This window comes from Methylophilus sp. DMC16 (assembly GCF_056314045.1).
The window spans coordinates 643,591-661,379 of sequence record NZ_JBQUZC010000001.1; the positions used below are offsets into that span (position 1 = coordinate 643,591).

17 protein-coding genes are annotated in these 17,789 nt (G+C 50.0%); 11 read left to right on the plus strand and 6 right to left on the minus strand.

Annotated features, from left to right (window positions below; translation table 11 throughout):
• On the plus strand, positions 1-795 hold the full coding sequence (locus tag ACT53D_RS03175) for a thymidylate synthase (RefSeq protein WP_275355504.1): 795 nt from the start codon (positions 1-3) through the stop codon (positions 793-795).
• A gap of 174 nt (positions 796-969) precedes the next feature.
• The gene (locus ACT53D_RS03180) at positions 970-1,497 is read left to right on the plus strand and encodes a PepSY domain-containing protein (RefSeq protein ID WP_194747819.1); all 528 of its coding nucleotides are present in this window, start codon (positions 970-972) and stop codon (positions 1,495-1,497) included.
• 369 nt (positions 1,498-1,866) lie between these two features.
• Here ACT53D_RS03180 and ACT53D_RS03185 read toward each other — a convergent pair whose 3' ends face one another.
• Entirely contained in the window at positions 1,867-2,973 is a 1,107-nt protein-coding gene (locus ACT53D_RS03185) for a GntR family transcriptional regulator (RefSeq protein WP_338654398.1), read from the minus strand.
• A 347-nt stretch (positions 2,974-3,320) separates the two neighbouring features.
• Between ACT53D_RS03185 and ACT53D_RS03190 the strand changes: the two genes are divergently transcribed.
• Complete coding sequence (locus ACT53D_RS03190; RefSeq protein WP_305076186.1) at positions 3,321-5,189, plus strand: PQQ-dependent dehydrogenase, methanol/ethanol family; 1,869 nt, start codon at positions 3,321-3,323, stop codon at positions 5,187-5,189.
• A 117-nt stretch (positions 5,190-5,306) separates the two neighbouring features.
• Here the strand turns inward: ACT53D_RS03190 and rsgA are convergent, their stop codons facing one another.
• The 3 genes from rsgA to ACT53D_RS03205 are packed head-to-tail and all read right to left on the minus strand — an operon-like array spanning position 5,307 to position 7,727.
• Positions 5,307-6,182: a ribosome small subunit-dependent GTPase A gene (gene rsgA, locus ACT53D_RS03195; RefSeq protein WP_476154443.1), complete on the minus strand. Its 876-nt coding sequence runs from the start codon at positions 6,180-6,182 to the stop codon at positions 5,307-5,309.
• A gap of 1 nt (position 6,183) precedes the next feature.
• On the minus strand, positions 6,184-6,483 hold the full coding sequence (locus ACT53D_RS03200; protein WP_194747813.1) for a c-type cytochrome: 300 nt from the start codon (positions 6,481-6,483) through the stop codon (positions 6,184-6,186).
• Positions 6,480-7,727 (minus strand): M48 family metallopeptidase, encoded by a 1,248-nt coding sequence (locus tag ACT53D_RS03205; RefSeq protein WP_476154445.1) that lies wholly within the window; start codon positions 7,725-7,727, stop codon positions 6,480-6,482. Before ACT53D_RS03205 ends, ACT53D_RS03200 begins: the two co-directional genes overlap by 4 nt.
• 99 nt (positions 7,728-7,826) lie before the next feature.
• Here ACT53D_RS03205 and orn point away from each other — a divergent pair, with 99 nt between their 5' ends.
• Positions 7,827-8,411, plus strand: coding sequence for an oligoribonuclease (orn, locus tag ACT53D_RS03210; RefSeq protein WP_194747809.1), 585 nt, complete (start codon positions 7,827-7,829; stop codon positions 8,409-8,411).
• Between the two features lie 139 nt (positions 8,412-8,550).
• Here the strand turns inward: orn and glgA are convergent, their stop codons facing one another.
• Positions 8,551-10,008 carry a glycogen synthase GlgA gene (glgA, locus tag ACT53D_RS03215; protein ID WP_379075931.1) on the minus strand — a complete coding sequence of 486 codons (1,458 nt, stop codon included), beginning with the start codon at positions 10,006-10,008 and terminating at the stop codon, positions 8,551-8,553.
• 89 nt (positions 10,009-10,097) lie between these two features.
• On the opposite strand from glgA, the gene crcB reads away from it, so the two are divergent.
• The gene (crcB, locus tag ACT53D_RS03220; RefSeq protein ID WP_379075934.1) at positions 10,098-10,478 is read left to right on the plus strand and encodes a fluoride efflux transporter CrcB; all 381 of its coding nucleotides are present in this window, start codon (positions 10,098-10,100) and stop codon (positions 10,476-10,478) included.
• 64 nt (positions 10,479-10,542) lie between these two features.
• Here the strand turns inward: crcB and ACT53D_RS03225 are convergent, their stop codons facing one another.
• Entirely contained in the window at positions 10,543-13,266 is a 2,724-nt protein-coding gene (locus ACT53D_RS03225) for an Rne/Rng family ribonuclease (protein WP_379075937.1), read from the minus strand.
• Positions 13,267-13,928: 662 nt separating this feature from the next.
• Here ACT53D_RS03225 and ACT53D_RS03230 point away from each other — a divergent pair.
• The 6 genes from ACT53D_RS03230 (at position 13,929) to ACT53D_RS03255 (ending at position 17,688) form a co-directional block, all read left to right on the plus strand.
• Positions 13,929-15,005, plus strand: coding sequence for a pseudouridine synthase (locus tag ACT53D_RS03230; protein ID WP_476155574.1), 1,077 nt, complete (start codon positions 13,929-13,931; stop codon positions 15,003-15,005).
• Positions 15,006-15,078: 73 nt separating this feature from the next.
• A complete protein-coding gene (locus ACT53D_RS03235; RefSeq protein WP_476155576.1) occupies positions 15,079-15,732 on the plus strand; it encodes an HAD family hydrolase in 654 nt (217 codons plus the stop codon).
• The gene (locus tag ACT53D_RS03240; protein ID WP_313987870.1) at positions 15,729-16,079 is read left to right on the plus strand and encodes a Rieske (2Fe-2S) protein; all 351 of its coding nucleotides are present in this window, start codon (positions 15,729-15,731) and stop codon (positions 16,077-16,079) included. Before ACT53D_RS03235 ends, ACT53D_RS03240 begins: the two co-directional genes overlap by 4 nt.
• 98 nt (positions 16,080-16,177) lie before the next feature.
• Positions 16,178-17,158 (plus strand): S49 family peptidase, encoded by a 981-nt coding sequence (locus ACT53D_RS03245; protein ID WP_194748439.1) that lies wholly within the window; start codon positions 16,178-16,180, stop codon positions 17,156-17,158.
• A 69-nt stretch (positions 17,159-17,227) separates the two neighbouring features.
• Positions 17,228-17,518, plus strand: coding sequence for a GNAT family N-acetyltransferase (locus tag ACT53D_RS03250; RefSeq protein ID WP_476154448.1), 291 nt, complete (start codon positions 17,228-17,230; stop codon positions 17,516-17,518).
• A complete protein-coding gene (locus ACT53D_RS03255) occupies positions 17,488-17,688 on the plus strand; it encodes a GNAT family N-acetyltransferase (protein ID WP_476146623.1) in 201 nt (66 codons plus the stop codon). The genes ACT53D_RS03250 and ACT53D_RS03255 overlap by 31 nt, the downstream gene beginning before the upstream one ends.
• Positions 17,689-17,789 lie beyond the last annotated feature (101 nt).

Sequence of the window (17,789 nt, forward strand, 5' to 3'; positions counted from 1 at the left end):
ATGCAACAGTATCATGATTTACTGAACCACGTACTTGCGCATGGTCATGTCAAAACTGACCGCACCGGTACAGGAACGATCTCGGTGTTTGGCTATCAGATGCGCTTTAATCTGGCAGAAGGTTTTCCATTATTAACGACCAAAAAGGTACACCTGAAGTCGATTATTCATGAGCTCCTCTGGTTTTTGCAAGGCAGTACCAATATTGCCTATCTCAAGGAACAAGGCGTCACCATTTGGGATGAGTGGGCAGACGAACAAGGCAATCTCGGCCCGGTCTATGGTTATCAATGGCGCAATTGGCCCAAGCCGGATGGCAGTCATATTGACCAGATTTCGCAGGTTATAGAGCAGATCAAAAAGACCCCTGACTCTCGTCGCTTAATTGTGTCTGCCTGGAATGTGGCCGATGTTGAGCGGATGAAGTTGCCGCCATGCCATGCTTTTTTCCAGTTTTATGTGGCAGATGGCAAACTGTCCTGCCAGCTCTATCAGCGAAGTGCGGATATTTTTCTCGGCGTGCCGTTTAACATTGCCTCATATGCTTTGTTGACCATGATGGTCGCGCAGGTGTGTGATTTGCAGCTGGGGGATTTTGTGCATACGCTGGGCGATGCCCACATATACAGCAACCATATGGAGCAAGTCAAAGAGCAGCTTGCACGCACACCACGTGCCTTGCCTAACATGCGAATTAACCCGGCAGTTAACGATATTTTTGCCTTTAAGTTTGAAGATTTCACACTGGAAAACTACGATCCTTATCCTGCTATCAAGGCGCCAGTTGCGGTCTAAAGAGGCTGGTGAAGGGCGTGAAATGGTTGATTTAAACCATTTTGTTAATAAGGTGTAATATTTGCAAAACCCCTGTTTGTTTTTGATATCCTTTGCATCGTTGTGAATGTGTCAAGATGCGTCCCTAGCGCAGTCTTGCACGATGAGTTCATGACTTAATCTTAGGAGATCATTATGCAAATCAAAGCGTCATTCATCATTGCCGCTGTATGCGGTGTATTGTCAGCGCCAGCATTCGCTGACCATGAAACTATCAAACCAAAAGCCTACGACAGCCTGGGTAAGTGCGTAAAAGCGGCCTTGTCTGTGCATGATGGCAAAATTGTAAAAGTCGAAGCCAAATCTGAGCGCAAGCAATTGGTATACGAGTTTGATGTGCAGTCCAAAGACGGCACTGCTTGGGATATCGAGTGTAGCGCCAAAACAGGTAAAGTCACAGAAGTAGAGCAAGAAGTGACCGCGGATGACGAGAAATTCAAAGCCTTGGCTAAAGTTTCAGAAGCCGATGCCAAAGCCACAGCTCTGGCGGCGCATGCCGGTAAAGTGGTTGAAGTGGAATATGAGCTTGAACCAGATGGCAAAGCCTCTTACGAATTTGATATCCTCGAAGCAGACAACGAAGAAGTCAAAGTTGAAGTTGATGCGACAACCGGTAAGATTGTGGAAACCAGCTACGAAGTGTACCAAATCGGTCAAGAGTAATTGGGTTGTGTCTGTCTCTCCGTGAGGCAGATCCAGTCTCAAAGGCAGAATAAAAAAGGCAGCGCAATTGCGTTGCCTTTTTTATTCTGACTAAGATCAATATGCAAGTTTGGGAGTGTCTACCCCGATACCGGCGGATATGCAGTCTGCTGGTATCGGTCCTAGTGATAGCTCACTCCCGGCTTGAACTTAGCATTTCTCATGCCAACTCTATAAATTCAATTTAACTCAATGTTTTAAAAATCTATTTTTAAAGTAAATAGGATTTTTTCCCGAAAATTTGGTGGTTATTAATAGCCGATTTTCGCCTTTGTTTGGTTCCTTTCAACCAATTTGGTGCGTGGCTGATTGCTTAGTGTGCGTTTTTGTTTAAGCCATGGTGCGATGTATTGTGGTCACCAGTTTTTTATACTCACCGCGTTTAATCAGGTCACTTTGCGCCAGCATATTCAAGAGCAGCGGAGATTGTGAATGGGCATCCATTTCATTCAAGAACTTGTCTGTGAATCCTAGATTGCTCGCCACATAGCAAATGTTGAACATCTCGCAAAAGGTACCATACAGGCTGCCGAGTAGCAGGCTGCGTGCGTACTTTGCTGCTAGTGGCGGTTGATGCTCAAGGCCCAGGGGGAGGCGGCTACGCTGGTCATCAATGAGCAGCAGGCCATAATCGGACAATTTTTGTGCAATCAGGGTGTGTTCGGCTTCCAGGTGGTCTGGTGACACAATCTTGCTGCTATCACACCACACTGCGGATACCGGAAAATTGATGCAGTATTTTTCAACCTGATCAATAAACTGCTGAGTCTGGTTACATGCCATTTCAGGCAGTTTCATGACTGGAATACCGTGCTTTTTCAACGCGCGCTCCAACCCGGTCCCGACTTCGGCATCAATTAATACATAACCATGGGCTGCATCCAGATTGCAGAGGATCGCCTGTTGCAGGCCATGCCGCGCGCCACAGGCAATATGTTCCGGCGGCACCAGATAGCGCCGTTCATGTGCTAGCAAATTTGCCAGCAAATGCTTGAGATGATGCAAGCCCGTGACATCGTAATCTGCTTGCCGCAATTTGTGCAGATGCAATGCTGCCCGGCGCAGATGATGAATACTACTTTTTTGGATCAGGCTTTCTATGTTGCTGGTTTCGGTGAGTGGTGCGGGAGATGGCTGGCTCTGGCCCGCCATCACTTTGTCTGCTGAGCTGGCACGCTTGGTGGTCTCGGCCACAAAAGTGCCGCGCTTGGGTTGAGTGTAGATCAGTCCTTGTGCAGAAAGCTCTTCGTACACGCGTGAAACCGTTTTTCGGTTGATCCCAAGGCGTTGCGCAATATCGCGTGAGCTGGGCAAGGGACTACCGCCTAACCAGTCACCTGCTTCTATCATAGACCTGAAGTGATCTATGAGTTGCTGATGTATGGAGGAAGGGGAGTCTTTATCTAATACCAGTGAGTAATACCAGGGTCTCAGCACGTCTGCGTTTGCCTTATGTTCAAGAAAAGGGTGCCTGCACATCACATTGGGCACGCTTACCTGAAGGGCACACTAGGACATGGCCTTCCGTTACCAGATGATACAAAAAAAAAGCAATTCAATAAAGTTTTCGGAAAAATTCCCGCTCTGGCCCATGAATAAAACCTTAAACTGGCTGGCTGTCATGGGCGGTTATTTATATTACAGTTACAAGCGCTTAATAAAGTGACATATATCCGTTACAGGATGTTTCAGCTCTGGAAATCCTAGTGCCAGTGGCAACTTAAGCACCGCGCAATTGATGTTAACAATTGCTACCTTGTGATTATCTCGGAGATATAACTATCATGAAAATCAAAACTGCTTTTGGTATTGCTGCCAGCGTTGCGCTTGCCATGCCAATGCTCGCATTCGCTGCTGCTGATCAAGAAGCTGCGATGAAAGATCCCAACAACTGGGCACATCCACGTGGTCAACATAATAACCAAGGCTACAGCGCTTTGGCACAAATCAACAAGGGCAACGTTAAAAACCTGAAAATGGCGTGGACATTCGCGACTGGTGTAAACCGTGGTCACGAAGGCTCTCCAGTCGTTGTTGGCAACATGATGTATATCGTGACTGCTTTCCCAAACAATGTCTATGCATTGGATCTGAACGACAACCAGAAAATCGTTTGGACCTATTTTCCTAAACAAGACCCAAGCGTACAAGCAGTATTGTGCTGTGACAACGTGACCCGTGGTCTGGGTTTTGGTGACGGTAAAATCTTCTTGCAACAAAACGACGGCATGCTGGTTGCTTTGGATGCAAAAACCGGTGCTAAAGTTTGGGATGTTAAAAACACTGATCCAAAAGTCGGTGCAACTAACACCAACGCACCACACGTAATCAAAGACAAAGTACTGACCGGTTGCTCAGGTGCTGAGTTCGGCGTACGTTGCTTTATCGCTGCATACAACCTGAAAGACGGTTCTCTGGCATGGAAAGCCTACTCTACAGGACCTGATGCTGAAACACTGCACGACGCTAACACTAACAAAGACAATCCGCTTTACAACGCACTGTCTGTTTATCAAGACGTGAATGGTGGTAACAAAGAAGGTGGTTCTTTCAAGCGCTTGTCAGCTGACCAAATCAAAGGTGGCGAAAAAGAGTTGGGTACTCGTACCTGGTTGAAACCACAAGCGATTAAAGACGGCTGGCAACATGGTGGCGGTTCCGTATGGGGCTGGTGGCCATATGACGCACGTACAAACCTGGTTTACTACGGTGCGGGTAACCCATCCGTTTGGAACCCAGATGTACGTCCAGGCGACAACAAATGGTCTATGACTGTGACTGCACGTGATCTGGATACTGGTGTTGCTAAGTGGGCAATGCAAATGACACCACACGATGAGTGGGACTACGACGGTGTGAACGAAGTGATCCTGTTCGACAAAGGTGGCAAAACATACGCATGGCACCATGACCGTAACGGTTTTGCTTACACCTGGAACGCACTGACAGGTACTTTAATTGCCGCTGAAAAAGTACATCCATTCGTTAACTGGGCAAATGATGTAGACCTGAAAACAGGTGTGCCAAGCAAAGATGGCCGTTACTCAACACACCAGGACTACAATGCTAAGGGTATCTGCCCAGCAGCTTTGGGGACTAAAGACCAACAGCCAGCAGCCTACTCACCAAAAACAGGTTTGATGTACTCTCCACTGAACCACGTATGTATGACATACGAGCCAGTTGAGTCCAAATACGTTGCTGGTCAACCATGGGTTGGTGCGACACTGACCATGTTTGCTGGTCCAGACGGCGTAATGGGTGGTTTCGGTGCTTACGACCCAATGACCAACAAAAAAGTTTGGTACAACAAAGAGAAGTTCTCTGCGTGGAGTGGTGCACTGACAACGGCTTCAGACATCGTGTTCTACGGTACATTGGATCGTTGGTTCAAGGCGGTTGACGCGAAAACCGGTAAAGAACTGTGGAAATTCCAAGTGGGTTCCGGCGCGATTGGTAACGCATTCACCTACGGTAACAAAGGCAAGCAATACGTGGGTATCTTGTCTGGTATCGGCGGTTGGGCTGGTGTTGCGATGAACTTGGGCATGACGACTGACACAGACGCACTGGGTGCTGCTGGTGGTTACAAAGAGTTGACCAAGTACAACGCTGCGCCTGGCGGCGGTGCATTGAGCGTGTTCGCACTGTAATCAAGCACAGCTTATAACCGATCAAGTCATTGATCGGTTAAACAGACTAAACACCCTGCTTCGGCAGGGTGTTTTTTTGTCTCTAAATACTGAAAAATGAATAAAAAACGGGGGGAGTTAACCGTAGACTTGTACGCTATTTTCGCTACGGATTTGCTGGAATATTTGTAAGCGTTCGGGGGGGATGCTGCCTGCTTGGACAGCCTTCAGAATTGCGCAGTCTGGTTCGTGCGTATGCGTGCAATTATTGAATTTGCAGTGACCAATAAAAGGCCTGAACTCGACAAATGCATATTCAAGCTCGGTCTCATTAATATGATACAGCCCAAACTCCTGCAGGCCTGGCGAGTCAATAATGGCACTGTCCTGATCAAGATGGTAGAGATGGGTGGCTGTCGTGGTGTGTTTACCACTATCCAGTGTGGTACTGATTTCCTGTGTTTTGCTGCGTGCTTCAGGGAGTAGGCTATTGATAATCGTAGATTTTCCCATGCCGGACTGCCCCACTAAGACACTGGTGTGACCCGCAAGTAGCGGTTTGAGCGCCTCTACCGATTGCCGTGCATTGAGTTGCAAAGTGAGGTAGCCAAGCGCTGCATATTGCTCCAGCTTTTGTAGGGCTTGCGGATTAGGCAAGTCACATTTGTTGAGGAGAATGACAGCCCGAATGCCAGCGGCTTCTGCAGCGACAAGGCAACGGTTAAGCAGGTCTTCATAAAAGCTTGGCTGCGTTGCCAGCACAATCAATATCTGGGTGACATTGGCTGCCAGCACTTTGCTTTTATAAGCATTGCTGCGATAGAGCAGGGTGGTCCGTTCTGCGGTTTTCTCAATGACGCCTTCATTGTTGGCAGTGAGGGTCACTGTGACGCGGTCACCTGCCGCATTATCGACTTTTTTGCCACGCGTGACACAGCTAAGAATACGCCCATCGGGCAATTCTACGTTATAGCGCTTGCCATAGGCAGCGACAATCAGGCCTGGATGCGACATGCTAGAAATGATAGTAGGTGTGATTCAAGTACTGTACCACTTGCTGCTCTTCATCATCGAACCATTTAAGGTTGAGCATGGTATTACAGTTGGTGACTTGAGCTTTTAAACCATTGAAAGAGCGCACTTTGCGGTAGTCACGTGTATAAATGCCGCTACCATCGCCGCCATAGCTGCTGGCATGACAACTGATGCAATGTGTGTCGACCAGTTTTTTTCCTGCTTGCAGCTGGGCTTCAGTTGCGCTTGCATCATGGCTGGCGAGCAATAAAGACCAACTGATCAGCAGGAGCGCTTTCATGCGTACGTTTGTAACTTGGCAATCCGCAGGCTCGCCGGTGGATGCGAGTCATAGAATGCAGAGTGGAGTGGATCCGGCGTCAACGTAGACGCATTGTCACGATACAGCTTGACCAGTGCATCAATCAGAAACTGTGGTCTGGATTGTTGTGCCGCGTAGTGGTCGGCTTCAAACTCATTGGTTCGGGAGTAAGCCGCCATGACTGGACGCAGAATAAACATGAAGACGGGCGAGACCAGCACGAACAGCAGCAAAGCCATGTGGTTACTCGGTGCCGAAATCCCAAGCCCTGTAAAGAACCATTCCTGTTTGATCAGGTAACCCAATAACGCCAGTCCTAACAGGCTTAATCCAAACATCATGATAATGCGTTTAATGACATGCTGGTGTTTGAAGTGACCAAGCTCATGGGCCAACACCGCTTCAATTTCATCGGCACTGAGCTTTTCCAGCAAGGTGTCAAAGAACACGACACGTTTGTTTTTGCCAAAACCGGTGAAGTAGGCATTGCCATGACCAGAGCGGGTGGATCCATCCATCACAAACAAGCCTTGGCTGGCAAAGCCGCATTTTTGCAACAGGGCCTCAATACGTGCCTTAAGGGATTGATCCTGCATGGGCGTAAATTTGTTAAACAGTGGCGCAATCCAGATGGGATACACTGCCAGCATAAACAGGTTAAATGCACTCCAGATCAGCCACAGGTAGAGCCACCATAAGTCGCCAGCACCTTGCATAAGCCAGAGCGCGACAAACAAGATTGGTCCGCCCAGCATTAAGCCAACAACGATGTGTTTAACCAGGTCACTAAAAAACATGCTGCGTGACATCTTGTTAAAGCCAAATTTCTCATCGACTTTAAAAGTCTGAATGTAATCAAACGGCAGGGTGGCTGCACCCGAGATCAACATGGCCGAGCAAATGACCAGTGCACCACGAATGATTTCATGGTCAGGCAGCCATTGTTGCCAGGCCTGATCCAGCAGTTGTAAAACGCCGCCTAGCGTGAGTGCCAGCAAAATCAATGACTCCATGACGGTTTCATTCAGGCGCAGTTTTACCTTGGCGGTCGTATAGTCTGCAGCGCGTTGATGTGCCTCCAGGCTGATTGTTTGACTAAAGGCAGCAGGCACTTGTGCACGATGTTGCTGGATATGGCGAATATGGCGCAAGCCCAGCCAGACACGTACTGCCAAGCTGATTACAATCACAGCGACAAAAATTTGAGTAAATAATCCGGACATAACAGTAATGATGATGAATGATTTCAGTTAGCTATTTTGATGGATTTAACTCCACCTTGTTCACTGAACTGAATATAATGTTTCATTTTAATGGAAATCATGACGAGAGGCACACAATTGGCAACTAATCAGGACAATTTAATCTGGCTGGATATGGAGATGAGCGGTTTACTGCCTGACACGGACCGCATTCTGGAATTAGCTGCCGTCGTCACCGATGCACAATTAAATGTGATTGCAGAGTCCCCTGTGCTGGTCATTCATCAGTCTGATGCGGTACTCGATGGCATGGATGCCTGGAATAAAGGCACGCATGGCCGGAGTGGCTTGATCGATAAGGTCAAGGCATCGATCCTGGATGAAGAAGCGGCAACAGATGCCATGCTGGCATTCTTGAAAGAGCATGTGCCTGCAGGCAAGTCGCCGATGTGTGGCAATTCCATCTGCCAGGACAGACGCTTTATGGCGCGTTACATGCCGCGTCTGGAGTCATTTTTCCATTACCGCAATCTTGATGTAAGCGTGTTTAAAGAGTTATCACGTCGCTGGCGCCCGGATATTTATGCGGGATTTAAAAAAGCCAGCCGTCATGAAGCCCTGGCGGATATTTATGAGTCGATTGATGAGCTTAAGTATTACCGCGAACACTTTTTGAATATGACACCACCTGCGGCCGCTGAATAAGCGACTGAGTCTGAATTCAGGCAAAAAAAAGACGCCTATTCGGCGTCTTGAGGGAGGAGAAGTTAGCTTTGGAGAAGCTTGATTAGTAATAAGCAGCTTCCGTGCCAACTTCTCCTTTTTGTCTCTCTGGCTTTAAAAATCAGGCTTTTGGGCTTGAAAGCACGTTTTGGTACAGTGTTTGATAGTGTTGGGCGCTGGTTTCCCAGCTCACATCCTGTTGCATCGCTTGCCGTTGCAGCTGTTGCCACTGACCAGAATTGGCATAAACCTGCATCGCAGTTTGTAATGTGACCAAAAGTGTCGATGCGTCATTGTCAGCCATGACCCATCCAGTCATCGTGCCGGGAACCCCTTGGGCATTGATTTCGCCGCCATGCACTGAGTCTGCCAGTCCACCAGTATTGGCGACTACGGGAATCGTGCCATATCGCAAGCCATACATCTGGTTCAGCCCGCAGGGCTCAAACCGCGAGGGCATGACGAAAATATCGGTACCGGCCATGATACGGTGCGAGAGTGGCTCGTTATAGCCGATGGTCACGGCCACTTGTCCAGGATAGCGTTGCATTAAACTCAGATACTGCCGTTGCATGCTGGCCTCACCACTGCCAAGCACGGCTAATTGACAGCCGCTGCCAAGCAGTACGTCAGCAATCTCGATCAGCATATCCAGCCCTTTTTGATAGGTGAGGCGACTAACGACCCCCAACAGTGGCGTATCTGCTTGCTGACGCAGTCCTAATTCTGCCTGCAAGGCTTGCTTGATCGCTTGCTTGCCGGATAACGCACTGGCAGTGTAGTGTGCTGGCAAATAAGGGTCTTGTGCGGGATTCCAGATTTCGGTATCGATGCCATTCAAAATCCCGGTTAAATCTGCCGCACGATGCTGCAGCAAGCCTTGAAAACCAAAACCAAACTGATCGGTTTGAATTTCTCGGGCATAGGTTGGGCTGACGGTTGATAAAGCATCGGCGTAAAACAGACCGGATTTCATGAATGAGACCTGGCCATAAAACTCGTAGCCTTCTGCCTGATAGTCCTCAAGGTTGAGGGTTAATCGATAGCGCCAGTCAGCATGAAAGTTGCCTTGGAAGGCCAGGTTGTGGATGCTGAACACGGACTTGGCCTGGCTGCCCATTTGCTTGAGGTAGTAGGGCGTTAATCCAGTTTGCCAGTCATTGCAATGGACGATCTCTGGCTGCCAGGCCTGCAGCATGTTAGGCATCGCCAACATGGCTGCCACTTTTGACAACACCCCAAACCGCAACGGGTTATCTTCCCACTCCCCATGGAGCGGGTGATGGTAAGGGCCGCCATCCCGGTCATAGAGCGCAGGGCAGTCTATGAGCAGCAAGGGGATATTGGTACCTGGTAATAAAGTTTTGTAGAGCTCGCAGCGGATATCATGGAAGGGCTGTAAGCTGCCCAAGTGTTTGGGTGAACTACATTGCGCCAGCATGCCACGATAAGCCGGTAACAGAATTTGAATCTCTGTGTCACTGCTAGCGAGGGCGGTGGGGAGTGCACCACTGACATCTGCCAAACCACCTGTTTTGATTAACGGGAAAACTTCTGAAGTAACGAATAGTAAACGCAAGGCAATCTCTTTAAATCAACGGGCGGTTGAAGCTGAATGTTTTTAAACTTATGATACATTGCCTGTTCACGTTTTAGAAGGATATTCAAATGAAATCATGGCTAGCAGTCGCATTCGGTGCCAGTGTTGGTGCATGGATCAGATGGGGCCTGGCATTGAGCTTGAATCAAGGTGGACTGATCCCGTTCGGCACTTTTCTCGCCAATGCCATTGGGGGCCTGTTAATGGGCATTGCGTTGGGTATCTTGCAGGTGATTCCAACCCTGTCTATGGAGTGGCGCTTGTTGATGACAACCGGTTTTTTGGGCGGGTTAACCACTTTCTCTACCTTTTCGGCAGAAGCTTTCAGCTTGTTACAAAAGCAAAATTACGGTGGAATGTTGCTTTATGTCACCTCGCATGTTGTGGTCTCTATCTTGCTGACAATAGTCGGCTATTGGAGTATCGTGCGTTGGCACTCCAGTTGGTAATGCGGTTGATGCCATAAAAAAAGAGGGCCTGACAGGCCCTCTTTTTTTATCAGACTCAGTTTGATTACTTCTGCGTCTCTACCATGACCAGTCCATCTTCACCGGTGCTGGCTTCGTCTTTTTTCCATTTAGCCGCATTACGTGGCTTTTTGGTTTTCTGGGTGGCTTCAACACCTGTATTCACCACTTCTGCTTTGGTTTCAACCAGTTGAATACCACTGTCCGCCTGGGTTTCTGTAGTTTTTGCCGCGGACGGTTTGCGTTTACGGGCCGGTTTCTTTTTCGCTTCCGCTGGGGCTTCTGTAGCCTCAGTCACGACAGGGGAGGACGTTGCAGCGGTTTCCACCAATTCAATCCCGCTGGTGTCTACTGCCTGATCAGCCTGTTTCGCTTTGGCTTTTCCTGCTGGCTTGCCTGCTCTTGAACGATTGCGCGCAGGTTTTTGTGCCTTGGGCGCTTCAGTCTGATTGTCATCTGCGCTTTGGATGGCGGTGTCTTCAACGGGCGTTTCCACTGTGGCAGCAGGGTTCTCTACGATTGGTGCGGCAGCCACTACTTCTACTGGGCTAACTGCGGCAGTTGTTTCTGTCACCGCAAACGTAGGCACTGTGTCAGCAACAACTGGTGCAGCGGCAAGATTGACGGATGCAGCAGTTTCAGTCACCACACTGTTTTCAGACTCTACAACGTTCTGGTTGGGCGCTTCATCACGGTTACGGCGATCACGGCGGCCATGACGGTTACGGCGGTTGCCGCGCTCACCACGTTCCTGCTTATTGTCGCCTGATTGCGCGGTCAATGCGGGCTGATTGGTCTCTGCTTTGACTTCTTGATTGGCTTGGCGCTCTTGACGTTCTCTCTGCGCAGGTTTTTCCTGTGCCGGACGCTCCTGGCGAGGTTTGCTACCATGCTGCGTTTCCTGTTGCTCTTTGCCTGCACGTTCATTGGCTGGACGCTCATTACGCTCTTGGCCGCGGTCACGCTGACGGTCACGACGGTTACGGTTTTTGTTCCGGTCACGGCCATGCTCTTTGCTTTCGCGCGCTGGTTTTTCAGGTTCTGAGGGCACCACTTCTTTTTCGTCCAGACCAAGCCAGGACTTGATCACGCCAAAGAATGACTTTTTCTGCTCAGTCACTTGTACCGGCGCAGGCGCAGGTTTCTCTTCTACAATCGGGGCCGATGTCGCAGGCGTAATGCCTTTGACTAAAGCTTCTGCTTTGGCAGGGGCTGCAGCCTGTTCCAGGCGATGCTGGTAATCAGACTCGCTTGGCAAGTCCACCATCTTGTAGCTGGCTTGCGTGGTTTCTTCGTTCACATCATCATGGCGGATACGCAAGATGTTGTAATTTGGCGTTTCCATATGGATGTTAGGAATCAGGATCACTTCCACGCCGGTGCGTTGCTCAATCTTGTGGATGTCGGCACGTTTTTCATTGAGCAGGAAAGTGGCGGCTTCAACCGGCAACTGTACCTGAATGATGGCGCTGTTGTCCTTCATGGCCTCTTCCTGCGTGATGCGCAGGATATGCAAGGCCGTGGATTCGATACCGCGGATATGACCGGTACCGTTACAACGAGGACAGGTCATGTGGTTGGTTTCGCCCAGGCTAGGACGCAGGCGCTGGCGGGACATTTCCAACAGGCCAAAGCGTGAAATCTTGCCCATTTGCACGCGTGCGCGGTCGTGATGCAAGGCGTCGCGCAGGGCGTTCTCGACATCACGCTGGTTGCGCTGGTTTTCCATGTCAATAAAGTCAATGACCACCAGGCCACCCAGGTCACGCAGACGCATCTGACGTGCCACTTCTTCGGCCGCTTCAAGGTTGGTATTAAACGCGGTTTGTTCAATATCTGCGCCTTTGATGGAGCGGCCAGAGTTGACGTCGATGGACACCAGTGCTTCGGTGTGGTCGATCACGATGGCGCCACCGGAAGGCAGACGTACTTCACGCGCAAACGCAGATTCGATCTGATGTTCGATCTGGAAGCGGGAGAACAGCGGAATTTCGTCCTGATACAGTTTGACGCGGGTCACATTGCCTGGCATCACGTGGTTCATGAACTGCAAGGCTTGCTCGTGTACGTCAGCGGTATCAATCAGGATCTCGCCGATATCAGCACTGAAGTAGTCACGGATGGCGCGGATCACCAGGCTGCTTTCCTGGTAAATCAGGTAAGCGCCAGGCTGGAAATTGGAGGCATCTTCAATCGCTTGCCACAATTGGGTCAGGTAATTCAAATCCCATTGCAGCTCTTCTGCATTGCGGCCAATGCCAGCGGTGCGGGCAATGATGCTCATGCCGTTAGGCACTTCCAGTTGCGCCATGGTGTCGCGCAACTCATTGCGATCTTCACCCTCCACGCGACGCGAGACACCGCCTCCGCGTGGATTGTTGGGCATCAAGACCAGGTAACGGCCAGCCAGCGAGATAAAGGTAGTCAGCGCAGCGCCTTTGCTGCCGCGCTCGTCTTTGTCTACCTGCACAATGACTTCCTGACCTTCTTTGATCACGTCCTGAATACGGGCGCGTCCTTGATCCGGTTTTTCCTGGAAGTAACTGCGGGCAATTTCCTTGAACGGCAAAAAGCCGTGTCTGTCAGTGCCGTAGTCGACAAATGCGGCTTCGAGAGACGGTTCAATACGGGTGATCACCCCTTTGTAGATATTACTTTTGCGCTGTTCTTTACCAGCGTGTTCAATATCCAGATCGATGAGTTTTTGTCCATCGACGATCGCAACGCGCAATTCTTCTGATTGCGTTGCGTTAAACAACATTCTTTTCATGCAGGGCTCCTAGACGAAGCCACAGAATAGAGATGTGCGCAGGGCGGGCCGTGGTCGTAAACAACCACCAGAACTTAACGAAGTGACCAAGATGTCACCGGGGATGTGCAATGGCTTTTGCGAGGTGCGCTACAAGATTGTCAGCGCAGCAGGCAGGCATCAATATGCACTTGAGTGCAGCCAACACTGAATGTGGCTGAAGACTCGGTTTCTGCAAGGGGCAGTGTGTGCGTGGCAGGAGTGTGTGACCTGTATTGTCCAGCGCGATAGACTGCAAAAATAAAACCCTAAACAGAGGGCAATTTCGTTAAAATTCGGGTTGGCTAACGCCGAGCTCATTTCTTTGGTTATTCTGCGTGAGCTTCGCGTTAAAACATTTCTAATTAATTATCGCTACTTGATGGCGAGCGGTATTCACCAAAATTTTTTTGATTCTGAATGCATTGACGAGACCCAAAATCTGGCGAGTCCGGATATCAGGGCTCTCAGGTCAGAGATGAAAACAGTTTGTCATCTCGAAATCGGCATGGCAATGTTGTCGCTTTTGCCGGTAAACCATTGATTCAGAATCTCGACAGTATATCCATAAGTCCTGATAAAGCAAAGCACGACCTGCAACTATGAGCTCACAATTACGATCATCCACATCCGCGACGGCCGCAATGGCTTCCAGCCTCGATTCCGAGCTCAGGCCCGCCAGTGATCGCGTCACATTCTTGATGGTGGACGAGGCGTCTGAAACACAGCGGGTAGATAACTTTCTGACCAAGGTGCTCAAAGGCGTGCCTAAAAGCCATATTTACCGGATTTTGCGCAGTGGCGAAGTCCGCGTCAATAAGAAGCGCGTTGATGCGGAATACCGATTGCAACTGGGCGATGAAGTGCGCGTGCCGCCCATTCGCCTTGCGGAAGCCGCAGCCAAGCCTGCCGCTCCAACGGTCAAGGCAAAGTTGGCCGAGCAAGTGATTTATGAGGATGATGCCATGCTGGCACTGAATAAACCGGCCGGGATGGCGGTCCATGGTGGCAGTGGTATCAGTCTGGGCGTGATTGAGCAATTGCGCCTGGAGCGGCCGCAAGCCAAATTTCTCGAGCTGGTGCACCGTCTGGACCGTGAAACCTCTGGCGTATTGATGATTGCCAAAAAACGCTCGGCTTTGACTGCCTTGCACGAAGCCATGCGCCATCATCATATGGATAAACGCTATTTAATCCTGGTGCAGGGGCAGTGGACAGAGGCGAAAAAGAAAGTCACCCTGGATTTGCAGAAATACGTGACAGAAAGTGGTGAGCGCAGGGTGCAAGTCGTGGATGAACCTTTGCTCAATCACGAAGCGGGCGGCAGAAAGTCACTCAAGGCAAGCGGCTTGACCGCCAAGCGACACGCGGCCAAAGGCAAGTTTGAGGTGGAAACGCAAATCTCTGAAACCTGGTTTTACCTGCAATCCGTGTTGGGACAGTACAGTTTTTTACAAGCCAAATTAATCACCGGACGTACGCACCAGTTGCGGGTGCAGTTGTCTCATTTGGGCTTCCCGATTCTGGGTGACGATAAATATGGTGACTTTGCCTTGAACAAGCAATTAAGCAAGCAGGGCTTGAAACGCATGTTTTTGCATTCCAGCGAGACGCGGATTGCCCATCCGCTGACGGGAGAGCCCTTGCATTTGGTGGCACCGTTGCCGGCAGAATTAGAAAGCTTTTTGCAACAACAACGTCAACTTCAGGCCGTAAAATAAAGTTGGTCGTGTGTTCTGGCCGCATCAATGTTGAGTTTTAAAGAAAGTTTGCTGAGTGAAGAAGTCTGATTTAGTGAAACAGTTTGATTTAATTGTCTGGGATTGGGATGGCACCATTGCAGATTCTACCGGTTTGATTTCTCAGGCGCTGATTAAGGCCGCAGAACAGGCAGGCCTACCCGGCCTGACCGAAGCACGTGCGCGTAGCATTATCGGCCTGGGACTGCGCGAATCCATAGAAGTACTGTTTGGTGATATTCCAGAGTTTCAGGCACAGGCCCTGGTCTCCAATTACAACCGTAACTATTACAACAATGAAAACAATATTGTATTGTTTGAAGGCATTGCCGAAACGATTATTGCCATCGACCGCAAAGGCTGCAAGCAGGCGGTTGCGACAGGCAAAGGGCGGCGCGGCTTAAATACCGCTTTGCAACAATCGGGCCTGGCCAAGTGCTTTAATGCCACTAAAACCGTGGATGAGTGTTTTTCGAAACCGCATCCGCAAATGCTGGATGCGCTCATGGACGAACTGGTGGTGATGCCAGAGCGTACCTTGATGATAGGCGACTCACAATATGATATGCAAATGGGCAAAAATGCAGGGGTGATCACGGCTGCGGTCAGTTATGGGTCGCAAACAGCCGAGCATTTACTGCAGTATTCCCCGGATTACCTGTTTCATGATGTGGCAACATTAAGCGCCTGGTTATTGGAGCAGACATGAGCCTGAACGCCGTCACTTTTGACAGTGCCGCCTTGCCTGAAAAAGGCGATGGGTTACGTTTTGACATCCCGGCGCTCGGTCCGCATGCCACCGGCTTTGTCGTCCGCTTTGAGGGCAAGCCCTATGCGTATGTTAATCGCTGTGCGCATGTGCCGGTGGAGCTGGACTGGGAGCATGGTAAATTTTTTAACATGACACAAGAGTGGTTGATCTGTGCGACGCATGGAGCCATGTACGCGCCAGAAACCGGCTATTGTGTGGTGGGGCCATGCCAGGGCAAGCGCCTGTCATCCATCCCTGTTACTGAAGCCGATGGCATGATCACGGTCCATCTCGATCAGTTTTAGTGATGAGGATTCGTCCGTGTGACAGCCTCTTAAATAGCCAACGGCGAGCACACAAATATTGCTAGAATAGCTAAAAATTAATAGACGAAAGTTGAATGATGCAAGAAAACCATACGCCATCCTCAGACACACAACCCAGCCCTGCCTCGCAGGATTGGGCTTTGCGCACGGTAGAAAAAATTGCACTGGCCGGATTGCAGGAGCAAAAAACAGCCAGACGCTGGTCTGTGTTGTTCAAGTCGCTGACGTTTATCTATCTGTTCTTCCTGCTCATGATGTTGTTGGGCTGGGTTGGGCAAAGCAAAAGCACCTCTATTGCCCACACTGCGCTGATCGACATTTCCGGCGTGATTGAGGCCGGTGGCCAAGTCAATGCCGATGCGGTGATCAGCAGCCTCAATGATGCTTACGACAACAAGGGCACCAAGGGTATTATCTTGCGTATCAACAGTCCAGGTGGCAGTCCGGTACAAGCAGGCATCATCAATGATGAAATCCACCGTCAGCGCAAATTGCACCCGGAAATTCCTGTCTATGCCGTGGTTGAAGATATCTGCGCTTCGGGAGGCTATTACATTGCTGTCGCAGCGGACAAAATATTTGTCGATAAAGCCAGTATCGTTGGCTCTATCGGCGTGCTGATGGATGGCTACGGTTTTACTGAAGCCATGAAAAAAGTGGGGGTAGAGCGCCGTTTGATGACTGCCGGCGAAAACAAAGGCATGCTGGATCCATTCTCACCGGTCAATCCAAAGCAGCAGGCGTTTGCGCAAAGCATGCTCAATCAAATCCACCAGCAATTTATCACCGTGGTGCGTGAAGGCCGCGGTAGCCGCCTCAAGGAAGATGCAGACACCTTTAGTGGCCTGTTCTGGAACGGCGAAGAAAGTATCAAGCTGGGTCTGGCGGATGCGCAAGGCAGCGCAGAATACGTCGCCCGTGAAGTGATCAAGCAGGCTGAAATCGTTGATTTCACCTACCAGGAGACGGTTGTGGATCGCTTTGCCAAGAAGTTGGGGGCCAGCATGGCACAAGAGCTGGGCGTGAGCGCAAAAAATCTGTTGCCCACCTTGCGATAAACCTTTGAAAGGGATGCAAAGGGACCGCAAGGTCCCTTTTTTTGTTTGCCGTATGACTGAAGAACTCCCATGACACAACCATCCCGTTTCCATATTCGTCCAATCGCTGGTGAAGATCATGCCGAGTGGTCAGCCTTGTATGCTGACTACGCCAGGTTTTATGCTGTGAATCAGTCTGTCGCCAAGCGGGAACAGGTCTGGCAGTGCTTACACCAGCCGTCTCCCGCCATGTTTGCTTTGGTGGCAGTGGATGCGCAGGGGCGCCTGATTGGATTTGCACGTTATCGTGCTTTTGTCAGACCTTTGGTATCAGACCTGTGGCGGCGAGCATGGGCGGTTATCTCGATGATTTGTTTGTAGCATCCGCGGTCAGAGAGCAGGGTGTTGGCACCGCTTTGATCAAGGCACTGGTGCAGATTGGACAACTGCAGGGATGGTCGGTGATCCGTTGGGTGGCTGCTGAGGATAACCAGCTGGCATGTGCCTGCGATGATAAGCTGGCAAGGCATACAAGGCTGGCAAACCTATGAAATCAGCTTGAAATAAGTCTGATTTCAAGTTGAGCACTCAAGAGGCGTGCTGCCTGTGCGTGTAAGCTTGACCGCGCAGGATGGAATAAAGCAAAAGCCCA